Origin of the sequence: Candidatus Hamiltonella defensa 5AT (Acyrthosiphon pisum) (assembly GCF_000021705.1) — a bacterium.
In the GTDB taxonomy this organism is placed as follows: Bacteria; Pseudomonadota; Gammaproteobacteria; order Enterobacterales; family Enterobacteriaceae; genus Hamiltonella; species Hamiltonella defendens.
Genome location: NC_012751.1, coordinates 1 through 12,390, shown reverse-complemented (window position 1 = coordinate 12,390; position 12,390 = coordinate 1). Strand labels below are relative to the sequence as shown.

Genomic DNA, 12,390 nt, shown 5'->3' with positions numbered 1-12,390 from the left:
AATAAAAGTTTAGTTGAAGCTAAGAGCTTTGCTTTTTATATATTAAACATTTATGAATGTGAGACTATCCATTTTTCTGCTTCGGCTAATACAGTCGCCAAAGAGTTGATATTTGTTCCCCCAGCTTGGGCCATATCGGCTCGACCACCCCCTTTCCCTCCAATTTTGGGTGCAATATAGTGTATTAAATCATCTGCTTTTATTTGTTGAGTTAAATTTTTTGTAACACCAGCAATAAATGAAATTTTATTTTTTGTCACATTTGCTAACAAAATCACCGCAGAGCCTAATTGATTTTTTAAATCATCTATCATTCTTCGCAGAAGAATGGGCTCTACGGCATCTAGCTGAGCTATCAAAATTTTTATTTCCTTTATTTGTTTTACATTTTTTAATAGCAATGAGGTTTTTTGCAGTATTTCTTGATCTTTAAAGTGTTGTAATTTTTTTTCCAAAACTTTATTGCGATCTATGATTATCCCAATCCTTTCAATCAACCCCTTTTCATCGCTCTTTAGCAAACGAGCGAGATCTTGTAATACATTCCTTTGTTGACATAAGAGTGCATTTGCCTCTTCACCTGTTATGGCTTCAATACGTCTGATGCCAGCAGCTGTACTTGATTCTGATGTGATATGAAATAAACCGATATCACCAGTACGTCGGGCATGGGTCCCACCACAAAGCTCAATAGAAAAATCACCCATGCTCAACACTCTGACCTGATCCTCATATTTTTCACCAAATAAAGCGGTGGCACCTTTCTTTTTAGCGTCCTCAAGTGACATGATCTGAGTTTCGATAAGATGATTTTGACGAATCTGTTGATTGACCAACGATTCAACATTTTCAATTTCATCAGGGGTCATCATTTTAAAATGAGAAAAATCAAAACGACAGCATTTTTCATTGACCAGAGACCCTTTTTGAACAACATGTTTCCCTAAAACTTGCCGTAGTGCTGCATGAAGCAAATGTGTCGCAGAATGATTTGATCGAATGTGGTCGCGAACTTTATTATTAACACAAGCCTGAATGTGATCACTAATTCGTAACGATCCTTTAGAAGGCTGCCCTAAATGGACGATGGCCTGACCATATTTTTGTGTATCAGACACCATAAAATGTGCCGTTGTACTTTTCAGATAACCTTTATCCCCAACCTGTCCACCTGATTCTGCGTAAAAAGGTGTCTTGTCTAATATGACAAGGGCCTCTTGACCGGCATGAATTTCATTGATTTCTTCTCCACGAAAAAAAAGAGCCTTGATGACGGTTGTTTGCTGCAGCTGTTCATAACCACAAAACTCAGTGTGATGAGCTACCCGAATGAATTTATTGTAATCTGTCGAGAATGCGCTGGCTTGACGCGCCCTGGCGCGTTGTTCCGACATTTTTTGATGAAATGTCACTTCATCTATTTTTAAATTTCGTTCACGACAGACATCGGCTGTTAAATCGAGTGGAAATCCGTAAGTGTCATATAAAAGAAAAGCCGTTTCGCCTTCCAGGGTGTCCCCTTTGAGGTGATCGAGTTTTTTATCTAACAGAGATAAACCCCTCTCTAAAGTATGAGAAAACAGCTCTTCTTCTGTTTTTAATACCTGCTCAATCATCACTTGATGATGTTTGAGTTGATCGGTGATTGGTTTCATGACTCCAATCAGAGACGTTAATAACTGATAAAAAAAAGGCTTTTTAACGCCTAATTTATTCCCATGTCGAATGGCACGACGAATGATGCGCCTTAAAACATAACCTCTACCTTCGTTTGAAGGCCTGACACCATCAAAAATCAAAAAAGCACAAGCGCGAATATGATCGGCGATAACCCTTAAAGATGGATTTGAGTCATCCGTGGCACCCGTCACTTTTTTAACCCCTGAGATAAGATCACGAAACAGGTCAATCTCATAGTTAGAAGACACATTCTGTAATACAGCTGCCATCCGTTCTAACCCCATACCCGTATCAACAGAAGGCTTGGGTAAAGGCAACATCGTACCATCTGCAAGACGGTTAAACTGCATAAATACAATGTTCCAAATTTCAATATAGCGGTCACCCTCTTCCTCAGGGCTCCCTGGCAGCCCACCCCAAAGATGATCGCCATGATCGTAAAAAATTTCGCTACAAGGACCACATGGGCCTGTTTCACCCATTTGCCAAAAATTATCAGAACAAAAGGCAGCGCCTTTATTATCACCAATCCGGATAATCCGTTCACGTGGAATACCAATTTCATCTGCCCATATGTTATAGGCCTCATCGTCTGTTGAATAAACGGTGACATAAAGCCGATCTTTAGGTAAATGAAACCATTCGGATCCCGTCAAAAGTTCCCAAGCAAAATAAATGGCTTGTTGTTTAAAATAATCACCAAAACTAAAGTTACCCAGCATCTCAAAAAAAGTGTGATGGCGAGCAGTATAGCCCACATTCTCGAGATCATTATGTTTTCCACCTGCCCGTACACAACGCTGTGAGCTGGTTGCACGAGAAAAATCCGGATCTTGTATCCCTAAAAAAATATTTTTAAAAGGATTCATTCCCGCGTTGGTAAACAACAGTGTAGGATCATGATGAGGGATCAAGGAACTACTTGATACCACTTGGTGTCCTTTGCTCTTGAAAAAATCAAGAAATTTTTGACGTATATCAGCAGTACTATTGTGCATCATGTTTATATTGTCACTTCCCTGAGGATAGTATGGTTTTTTGAAAATTTCAGACATAAGGCTTAAGTGTGTACCATGCCATCATAGACTGCAAGGGAGTTTTATTACTCAATATTGCTTTGTCTTAGGTCCCTCAAATGATTTTTTTAATAGTCTTTCCTATTTGATAGGACAGCCCTGTTTCTGATAAGCGAGACTATTCAGCATCATTTCAATCCATTATAATTACTGATTAAAATGCCATATCAATTTGCCAAAAAACCTAAGGCACACCAACATGTTTGAAATCAATTTAATAAAAAATCAGATACAAAATTTTTCAGATAGAGCTGAAGCTCTCCGGGGGTATCTTTGACTACGATGAAAAAAAAGAAAGATTAGAGGAAATTAATGCAGAATTAGAACAACCTGATATTTGGAAACAGCCTGAGTGGGCACAAAAATTAGGAAAAGAACGGGCCATTTTACAGGAAATTGTTGAAACCTTGAGTCAATTAGAAAAAGAATTAAAGGATGTATCGACCTTACTAGATTTGGCCATTGAAGCTCAGGATCGGGAGACTTTTAACGAGGCCGTTTTTGAACTGGAAGCTATAGACAAAAAATTGAATCGCTTAGAATTTCGTCGAATGTTTTCTGGCAAAAATGATTTTGCTGATTGTTATCTAGATTTACAATCAGGTTCTGGTGGTACAGAAGCACAAGACTGGGCAAACATGTTGCTTCGAATGTATCTACGCTGGGCAGACTCCAAAGGTTTTAAAACAGAAATTATTGAAATTTCGGATGGTGAAGTTGCAGGGATAAAATCTGCGACTCTTAAAATCACAGGAGATCATGCTTTTGGCTGGTTACGGACTGAAACCGGCGTTCATCGCTTAGTGAGAAAAAGCCCATTTGATTCAGGCGCCAGGCGCCATACTTCTTTTGCGTCCGCTTTTGTTTATCCTGAATTAGAGGACAACATTGATATAGACATCAATCCTGCCGATTTACGTATTGATGTTTATCGTGCTTCTGGCGCAGGGGGGCAACATATTAACAAAACTGAATCTGCTGTACGTATTACTCATTTACCCACCAATATAGTCACTCAATGCCAAAGTGATCGCTCTCAACACAAAAATAAAGAGCAGGCCTTCAAACAGTTAAAAGCCAAGCTATACGAATTTGAAATGCAAAAGAAAAATGCAGATAAAAAAATAATGGAAGACAATAAATCAGACATTGGATGGGGGAGCCAAATTCGTTCTTATATATTGGATGATTCTCGTATCAAGGATTTACGCACGGGTTTAGAAACACGCAATACTCAAGCCGTTCTTGATGGTTATCTTGATAAATTTATTGAAGCCAGTTTAAAAGCGGGATTATAAGGATCTAGCATGTCTGAAGAAAAAATATCTATTACAGAGCGAAAAGAACTTAATCATGAGTTACAAACTCGTCGAGAAAAATTGGCGTTATTACGAAAAAAAAGCTTTGCCTTCCCAAATGACTTTCGTCAGAAACATTTTTCTGGTGATTTGCATACTGAATATGATCATAAAGAAAACGAAGAACTTATCGCTTTAAATAAGGAAGTGATTCTTGCTGGGCGTATGATGACAAGACGTATCATGGGTAAAGCCTCTTTTTTTACTCTTCAAGATACAAAAGGCCGAATTCAACTTTACGTTTCTCGCGATGATTTACCAGAAGGCATTTATAACGAAGATTTCAAAAAATGGGATTTAGGCGATATTTTAGGGGTGCGAGGTCGATTGTTTAAAACAAAAACAGGAGAGCTTTCTGTTCATTGCACCGAATTGCGTTTACTCACGAAAGCATTGCGCCCACTGCCAGATAAATTTCACGGGCTTCTAGATCAAGAGGCACGATACCGTCAACGTTACTTAGATTTGATCGTCAACGAAAAATCTCGAAAAAACTTTATCTTACGTTCAAAAACAATTTCAATGCTACGCCAGTTTATGATGGGCAAAGGGTTTATGGAAGTGGAAACTCCTATGATGCAATCTATCCCAGGAGGAGCTGCAGCTCGCCCATTTTTAACGCACCATAATGCGCTGAATATCGATATGTACTTGAGAATAGCGCCTGAATTGTATTTAAAACGTTTGGTGGTCGGGGGATTTGATCGCATATTTGAAATCAATCGTAATTTTCGTAATGAAGGTATTTCATTACGCCACAATCCTGAATTTACCATGATGGAGCTTTACATGGCGTATGCGGATCACCAGGATTTGATTGAGTTAACAGAGGAACTTTTTCGTGAGTTAACCCTAAACGTATTAGGAACGCATGTAGTAAAATATGGCGAACATATTTTTGATTTTAGTCAACCTTTTCAAAAATGGACAATGAAAGAAGCCATTCAAAAATATCGACCTGAAATTAATATTAACGATTTAGAAGATAAAAATAAGGCGATACTGATTGCAGAATCTCTAGATGTTCGTGTAGAAAAATTTTGGGAATTAGGGCGAATTCAATGTGAAATTTTTGAAGAAACGGCAGAAAAACATCTTATTCAACCTACTTTTATTACTGAATATCCAGCAGAAGTTTCACCATTAGCGCGTCGAAATGATCATAATTCTTTTATTGCGGATCGATTTGAATTTTTTATTGCAGGTAAAGAAATTGGCAATGGTTTTTCTGAATTGAATGATGCTGAAGATCAAGCTCAACGTTTTACCGAACAATTAAACTCAAAAGAAAAAGGCGATCATGAAGCGATGTCTTATGATCAAGATTATATTATTGCACTAGAACACGGATTACCTCCGACCGCAGGTTTAGGAATAGGTATTGATCGTATGATTATGCTATTGACTAATAGTATAAATATCCGTGATGTTATTCTATTTCCAACAATGCGCCCATTAAAATAAATAGAGTTTTCTAATTAAAAAAATAGACTGTTAATATAGAAGCCTGCTTTTTTTACTTTAACATTAAAATATTTTATTCATACTTTTGAAGTATGAATTTAAAGTTATATGAACTATTGATTTGTTGTTTTTTAATAGTAATATTAAGCTAATTTAAGAAATAGAAATCAAATAACATTTAAATATTATTTGATTATAAAAATCATACATATAAATTATATAAAATAACATATTATCTTAAATAATTTTTTATTTTTAATAAAACTAAAAATAGTCTTAGCTACATGATTTTAATCATAATTATTACTAATAACAATTGATTAATTTTAATTATTAATAATAAAAAACATAAAATTTAGTATTTATTGTTTTTGATTATATAATAATATAATTTTATTTGATTTTTTTTACTAAGATAAATAATAATGTATATAGAAGTTAAATTTTTTTAAATTTATTTTTTTTATAAGAATAAATTCTACTTTGTTAATTTCATTAGGGAGTTATAACATGTATACCGATAGCGTGTCTGTAGTAACAGAAAGTAAGTTCATCGATATTAACAGTAAAGATATTATTGATTACAAATCAGAAATGTCATTAGATTGTTGTATGAATAAAGTTCATTTTCATAATAAAAGATAAGTATTAATATAAACGAAAGACAAAAAAGATTAATGATGTGTCTTTTTAATGATATTAATAGAAAAAGAGATATTATTAAAGTAGTATGGTACGAAAATCACAAAGGTATATCAGATAATAATTATCATCAACTGATACATAAATTTAGAGTTTTATTAAAAGAATTTGGTATTCCTATAGAAATTTTAAAAACCATCAATAGATACGGATTAAGGTTAGATTATAGTTTATTGTCTTCTTCTGTAAACAGTGTTCTTAGTCTTAACCGTTTTAATGATTACAATGAAAAAAATCTTTAAAAAAATAAAAGAGTTCTATTTACAAAATAGGACTCTTTTATTTTAAAGAACATTATAATTATGTCATAAAATGTAATTTTTTGTCTTTTTTGTGTAATTTTGTTTTAATTATTTTATTTTATTTTATTTTATATTGTATTTTTAATGAAATTTAACACTTTAATCAAAATTAAAAACATTATAAAAATAGCTAAAAACTAAAAAAGACAAAAATGAAAAATATATTTATTGGAAATTCTCTTTTTATTCCTAAAACTCGTGTGATTAAGCAAGAAGGAAGAGAAATCAAAATCAGAAATAAAGAATCAGAATTACTTTTTTTACTTTGTAAAAAATATCCTAATCACATTTCAAGAGAAGAAATCGAAAAACAAATTTGGACACAAACTTATGTGACCGATAACACACTCACTCAAACAATCAGTAATTTAAGAAATGGATTAAATGATAAAAAGCACGAAATTATTATTACCATACCAAAAAAAGGGTATTGCTTAAATATCGAACCTAAATTTATAGATGACGAAAAGATAAAAATAGAAAACCTAAATAGTGACTTCAAAAAAAATAGCACATTAAAAAATATTCCCTTTTTAAAAATGGATCTTCTTCTACATATATATTAAGCAGCTTTTTTTTCTTTCTTTTTTTTTCTATTAATTTTTTTGTTTTTTTTAAATTAGACAGAATAAAAATAATTCACATAAAAGCAGAAAAACTACCGATTACAGTTAATTTAGATGAAGAAAAAGACAAAGAATTTTTGAAGGAATATAAAAAGCCTCCGTTTATTTTTTTGAAAAAAATAGATGATGGAACTTACATAGCATGTGAACCTTATAAAGGAGGCTTAACATGTCTAAAAAAATAATTTATTACTATATTTTAATCATATTTTTTGGGATCTTAACAGGAGGCGTCTGCGGTTTTATCTATGCTTACTACCATCCAATGGATGAAATAAGTGGTTATTGGAAAACCAATTATTTTTTTAGCACGCCTGTAGGGCTTTATCATATTAATACACATGTTCATATTAATGGCCGTACAATAACGTTATCTAGTGATCTGTATGATCAGAAATCAAACCTTAAAATTAACCAAAATTCCGTTTATACTATTATTGATATCAGCGATAGGGTTTTTAGTGAGAAAAGCGAATCCTTTATAACGGATAAAGTGCAAAATGACGAAACTCTTGATAGTTTGTTTAAAGCCCCTTTTTCTATTAGTCGCCCCACATTTTATTTTTTAGATGAAAATACAGTGCTGGTCGATCAGTCACAAGGACTGATGATATTAAGTGCCCGTTTATGGCAACGGAGCCGCTAGCTTTCTTTCGCAATGTTAAGCAGCCCTGATCCTGTCAATTAAATATTTACTAATAAAGGCATTTCATGTCTCTTTTTTTGAATGATTCTTTCCCCCCTATAAAAAACGATCAATTCCTTTTTATATTAAAAAAATTTAAGTCCCCTATCTGGATTTATCATTCTGATACTATTATAGAAAAAATAAAAAAATTATCGCTTTTTGATTCAATTCGTTTTGCTCAAAAGGCGTGTTCAAATATCCATATTTTGAAATTAATGCGTGAACAGAATGTTAAAGTCGATGCGGTTTCATTGGGAGAAATAGAAAAAGCCTTAAAAGCAAATTTTATTCCTAGAGAAGCCTCTTCCGATATTATTTTTACGGCCGATCTCTTGGATAAGATGACTTTAAAAAGGTGATTCAACTAAATATTCCCGTTAACGCAGGCTCCATTGATATGCTGGAGCAAATAGGTCAATCAGTATCAGGGCATCCAGTATGGATAAGAATTAATCCTGGCTTTGGTCATGGACATCATAAAAAAACCAATACAGGGGGAGAAAACAGCAAGCACGGTATATGGCATGAAGATTTACCTAAAGCTTTAGAAAAAATCGCACAATATCAATTAAAACTCATCGGATTTCATATGCATATTGGTTCTGGTGTTAATTATCAACACCTAAAGAAAGTATGTGATGCTATGGTTGAGCAAGTCATAAAATTGAACCAGGATATTAGTGCCATTTCAGCAGGCGGGGGATTATCTGTTCCTTATAAAAAAGGAGAAAAGGAGGTTGACACAAAACATTATTACAATTTATGGCACCGAGCCCGAAAAAAAATTTCCAAACACTTTGGTCATCCTATCAGTCTTGAAATTGAACCGGGACGTTTTTTAGTTGCAGAATCAGGCGTGCTCATTGCACAAATTCGGGCCATTAAAAATATGGGCAATCAACACTATATTATAGTAGATGCCGGTTTTAATGATTTGATGCGACCTGCAATGTACGGCAGCTACCATCGGATTTCATTGTTACCTGCAGATGGTCGCGATGTTTCAAAAGAAAAAAACATTAAAACCGTGGTTGCGGGGCCATTATGTGAATCAGGAGATGTCTTTACTCAAAATCAAAATGCTTGCCTGGAAACTCGTTACCTTCCCCCCGCTTTTGTGGACGATTACTTAATATTTCATAATACAGGGGCGTATGGCGCTTCAATGTCATCAAATTACAACAGCCGTCCTTTAATACCAGAGGTTTTATTAAAAAATGGAGAAGTACAATTGATTAGACGTCGACAAACCATAGAAGAGCTTATTTCATTAGAATTATTTTAATACGTATCTTTTTTAAGAAAATAATTAACAGAAAAATCTAATATGAAACATAAAATAAAATAAATAAGCCCCACAAATAAAAAGACTTCCATGGAGTGTACCATGGTTCTGTTATTGACCTGTGTCGCCAAAAACGTCAATTCATTAACCCCAACAATATAAGCCAATGAGGTGTCTTTTATGAGTGATATCCATTGATTGACAAACGAAGGAAACATGACGCGCAACACCTGAGGTAATATAATGAATCTTAATATTTGCCAGCTATTCAAACCTAATGATAAACCTGCAGACCACTGACCCTGACCAACAGCAACGATTCCTGACTTAACTGCATGCGCTAAGTATGCCGACGTAATCAAAGCAAGCCCACAAACAACAGTCGTGATTTTGGGAATATCCCATCCAAAAGCAATAGGTAATAAAAAGTAAATCCAAAAAATTAACATAATAACAGGGATAGCGCGAAAAAATCCTAATACAGCGGACAGAATCCCAGAGCATATACCTCTGCTCAGAGCCAATCCGATACCCCATATCACACCCAAAACAGAGGAAGCTATGCCGGCCAGAATGCTGATCCATAGGGTTAGGGCTGCTCCTCCTATTGGCCCATCAGGATAAGCTCCACAAAGCAAGTAACGCCAATTTTCTGAAATAACCGAAAAATCCATTTTAATGCCACTTCCGAAGAACACGTTGATGATGCCAGGTATTCCAGGCTTCAATTAAAGCAATGAGTAAAATATATAAAAATGTAGCAACACCAAATGCCTGAAAGGTGCGCAAAGTTTCTGTTTCAACCTGGCGCGAAGCGTAAGAAAGCTCAGCGACACCAATAGCCATCGTCAATGAAGAATTTTTAATAATATACATATATTGACCCAGCAAGGGAGGTAAAGCAATTTTCAATGCCTGAGGAAAAATAACATACTTCATGGATTGCCAATGGGTTAAACCCAGCGCTTGAGCCGCGTTTTTTTGACCCAATCCTACCCCAGCAATACCGGCACGAAACTCTTCAGCGATAAATGCAGATGAATAAAGCGTTAAGCCTATCAAACCGGATAAAAACTCAAAAGACGGCCAATGAAAAGTAAAGTAAAAAATCACTAATTCATGAGGGCTATTTAACCATTGCATCCAAGATGAGGGTAAAATTTGACCCGAGCCAAAATACCAAAAAAAAAGCTGAACTAATAATGGAGTATTGCGAAATAACATGCAGTAGCAGGTGACCATAACCCTTTGAGCTTTGAAATCACTTTCTCTGGCGACCGCTAAAAAAATTCCTAATAAAGTTGAAAAAATAACAGTACAAACAGAGATATACAGTGTAATAAGAAAACCATCCCACAACCAAATAATATATTTAGTGTCTAAAAATTCATCAATTAAATAACTTAATGGAAAATTCATATAATGATATCCAAAAATATTTTTTAATAACCTAATTGGTAATATCAAAATTTACTTAATATTTTAATAAAAAAATAAGTCCTGCACCAAAACAATGTAGGACATATTAAATTTTTTAAAAATCAACACGAATCCGCTTTTTAGCGGTTACTCTCTACTAAAGGGATAAATTTAAAATCACCACGAGGTTGTGCTGTTTTAGTATCAGGACCAAACCAACGATTATAAATTTTCACTGCTTCGCCTTCTTTTTCCATCTTTAATAAAATAGTATTAATCGCATTAATTAAATTTTTCTCTCCTTTAGCAGTTGCAATCCCTTGATATTCTTTGGTAATACTAAAATGCGAAATTTCAAAACTCGCTTTCATCTCTGCTTTTAAATTGCCCATCAAACCCACTAATTTAGCGTCATCTTGAGTAATCGCCTGAACATTTTCATTCCTTAAAGCCATGAATGCTTGAGGGGTATCGTCATAAGAAATAACAATGGCTGATGGATAATTTTCACGCAATGTGATTTCCTGTACGGTGCCTTTATCTGCACCAATCCGCAGTGATTTGAGGTCGTCAGGTTTTTTTAATACCCCTTTTTTTGCAATAAATTTCTGGCCTGTTGAAAAATAGGGCAGGCTGAAATCCACTTCTTTTGCCCTTTCAGGTGTAATAGTAAAATTAGCCGCGATTAAATCCACCTTTTTTGATTTCAATAATGGAATACGATTAGCAGGATTTGTTTCAACAAATTCGATATTGACCCCAAAAGCTTTACCAATAGCATGAGCAATATCGACATCATATCCTATCAGTTTTTTTGTTTTTGGATCGTAATAACCAAAAGGAGGATTATTATCAAAAACAGCAACGCGGATTTTTCCCGCTTTTTTTATATCATTGAGTTTATCGGCTTTTACCATTACAGAAAAAGGAATAAGAAGGGTCAATAACGTTAACATTAAAGCACGGTAATTCATAAAAAACTCCTAAATAATTAAATTTTCAAAAACGTCCATAAATTTATTAAAAATTAATTTTACATCGATATGGTCCTAACAAAACAGATTATCAGTACAAAATTATAAGGATAAATAATTTAAAGAAATATATTTATAACTATTTTAAAAAGAATTTCTTTTATTTTTAAATAAAAATAAAAGAAAGGTTTTTTTTTAAAAAAATTTTTTACACATACAATATGTCATATTTTTTTTATACAAAACAAACAAAAAAATAATTTTTCATATTTTATCCACAGCTAGATCACAATAAAATCGCAGAGTAGACTATTAATCTTTTCTTTTTAATTTAATTGGTTTCTTTCTATGACTTCTATGACTTTTATCACAGGCAGTACATTAGGTAATTCTGAATATGTTGCAGAACATTTGTCGGAAAAATTAACAGAAATGGGATTTGTCACAAAAATTTTTCATGGGCCTCAATTGAGCGAGCTTAATCTCAGTGGTTTATGGTGCGTGATCACTTCCACTCACGGAGCAGGAGATCTCCCCGATAATATTAAACCCCTGTTTAAACAAATTATTGAGGATCAACCAGACTTATCAAAAATCCGTTTTGGATCTATAGGTCTTGGTAGCTCAGATTACGGCGATACTTTTTGTAAGGGGATCAAAAAATTAGATCAACAGTTAATTTTAAAAGGCGCTCAAAGGATCGGAGAAATATTAAAAATAGATGTAATTGAACACGAAAATCCAGAGGATCCTGCGGAAGAATGGATAAAAAACTGGATTAATTTAAATAAAAATTTTTTAATAAGCTGTGGGTAA

Annotated in this window: 9 protein-coding genes and 2 pseudogenes; 7 read left to right on the top strand and 4 right to left on the bottom strand. The window is 33.9% G+C overall.

The window, feature by feature from the left end; genetic code table 11:
• Nucleotides 1-50: 50 nt before the first annotated feature.
• The gene (gene alaS, locus HDEF_RS00215) at nucleotides 51-2,678 is read right to left on the bottom strand and encodes an alanine--tRNA ligase (protein WP_012737756.1); all 2,628 of its coding nucleotides are present in this window, start codon (nucleotides 2,676-2,678) and stop codon (nucleotides 51-53) included.
• A 277-nt stretch (nucleotides 2,679-2,955) separates the two neighbouring features.
• Here alaS and prfB point away from each other — a divergent pair.
• From prfB to lysA, 6 genes and pseudogenes are all read left to right on the top strand, one after another.
• Nucleotides 2,956-4,054 (top strand): peptide chain release factor 2 gene (gene prfB, locus HDEF_RS00210; protein ID WP_100102834.1). Its coding sequence is split into 2 segments (ribosomal slippage): nucleotides 2,956-3,030 and nucleotides 3,032-4,054, totalling 1,098 coding nucleotides; the frame shifts between segments, so codons are not numbered across the junction.
• Nucleotides 4,055-4,063: 9 nt separating this feature from the next.
• Nucleotides 4,064-5,578, top strand: coding sequence for a lysine--tRNA ligase (gene lysS, locus HDEF_RS00205; protein ID WP_012737753.1), 1,515 nt, complete (start codon nucleotides 4,064-4,066; stop codon nucleotides 5,576-5,578).
• Between the two features lie 510 nt (nucleotides 5,579-6,088).
• Nucleotides 6,089-6,522: pseudogene (locus tag HDEF_RS00200) on the top strand (winged helix-turn-helix domain-containing protein).
• 212 nt (nucleotides 6,523-6,734) lie between these two features.
• Nucleotides 6,735-7,148, top strand: coding sequence for a winged helix-turn-helix domain-containing protein (locus tag HDEF_RS00195; RefSeq protein ID WP_012737751.1), 414 nt, complete (start codon nucleotides 6,735-6,737; stop codon nucleotides 7,146-7,148).
• 229 nt (nucleotides 7,149-7,377) lie between these two features.
• Complete coding sequence (locus tag HDEF_RS00190) at nucleotides 7,378-7,854, top strand: hypothetical protein (protein ID WP_012737750.1); 477 nt, start codon at nucleotides 7,378-7,380, stop codon at nucleotides 7,852-7,854.
• 65 nt (nucleotides 7,855-7,919) lie between these two features.
• Nucleotides 7,920-9,181: pseudogene (lysA, locus tag HDEF_RS00185) on the top strand (diaminopimelate decarboxylase).
• Here the strand turns inward: lysA and HDEF_RS00180 are convergent.
• The 3 genes from HDEF_RS00180 to HDEF_RS00170 form a co-directional block, all read right to left on the bottom strand.
• On the bottom strand, nucleotides 9,178-9,855 hold the full coding sequence (locus tag HDEF_RS00180) for an amino acid ABC transporter permease (RefSeq protein ID WP_012737749.1): 678 nt from the start codon (nucleotides 9,853-9,855) through the stop codon (nucleotides 9,178-9,180). The pseudogene lysA and the gene HDEF_RS00180 sit on opposite strands and share 4 nt — an antisense overlap.
• Before the next feature lies 1 nt (nucleotide 9,856).
• Nucleotides 9,857-10,600: an amino acid ABC transporter permease gene (locus tag HDEF_RS00175; RefSeq protein ID WP_012737748.1), complete on the bottom strand. Its 744-nt coding sequence runs from the start codon at nucleotides 10,598-10,600 to the stop codon at nucleotides 9,857-9,859.
• A gap of 140 nt (nucleotides 10,601-10,740) precedes the next feature.
• Complete coding sequence (locus HDEF_RS00170; protein WP_012737747.1) at nucleotides 10,741-11,574, bottom strand: ABC transporter substrate-binding protein; 834 nt, start codon at nucleotides 11,572-11,574, stop codon at nucleotides 10,741-10,743.
• Between the two features lie 348 nt (nucleotides 11,575-11,922).
• Here HDEF_RS00170 and mioC point away from each other — a divergent pair, with 348 nt between their 5' ends.
• Complete coding sequence (mioC, locus tag HDEF_RS00165) at nucleotides 11,923-12,390, top strand: FMN-binding protein MioC (RefSeq protein ID WP_012737746.1); 468 nt, start codon at nucleotides 11,923-11,925, stop codon at nucleotides 12,388-12,390.

Excerpts from the sequence above, each read along its gene's own strand:
- alaS (WP_012737756.1), bottom strand. The coding sequence starts at position 2,678 with ATGCACAATAGTACTGCTGATATACGTCAAAAATTTCTTGATTTTTTC.
- lysS (WP_012737753.1), top strand. The coding sequence starts at position 4,064 with ATGTCTGAAGAAAAAATATCTATTACAGAGCGAAAAGAACTTAATCAT.
- HDEF_RS00175 (WP_012737748.1), bottom strand. The coding sequence starts at position 10,600 with ATGAATTTTCCATTAAGTTATTTAATTGATGAATTTTTAGACACTAAA.
- HDEF_RS00180 (WP_012737749.1), bottom strand. The coding sequence starts at position 9,855 with ATGGATTTTTCGGTTATTTCAGAAAATTGGCGTTACTTGCTTTGTGGA.
- HDEF_RS00190 (WP_012737750.1), top strand. The coding sequence starts at position 7,378 with ATGTCTAAAAAAATAATTTATTACTATATTTTAATCATATTTTTTGGG.
- mioC (WP_012737746.1), top strand. The coding sequence starts at position 11,923 with ATGACTTCTATGACTTTTATCACAGGCAGTACATTAGGTAATTCTGAA.
- HDEF_RS00195 (WP_012737751.1), top strand. The coding sequence starts at position 6,735 with ATGAAAAATATATTTATTGGAAATTCTCTTTTTATTCCTAAAACTCGT.
- HDEF_RS00170 (WP_012737747.1), bottom strand. The coding sequence starts at position 11,574 with ATGAATTACCGTGCTTTAATGTTAACGTTATTGACCCTTCTTATTCCT.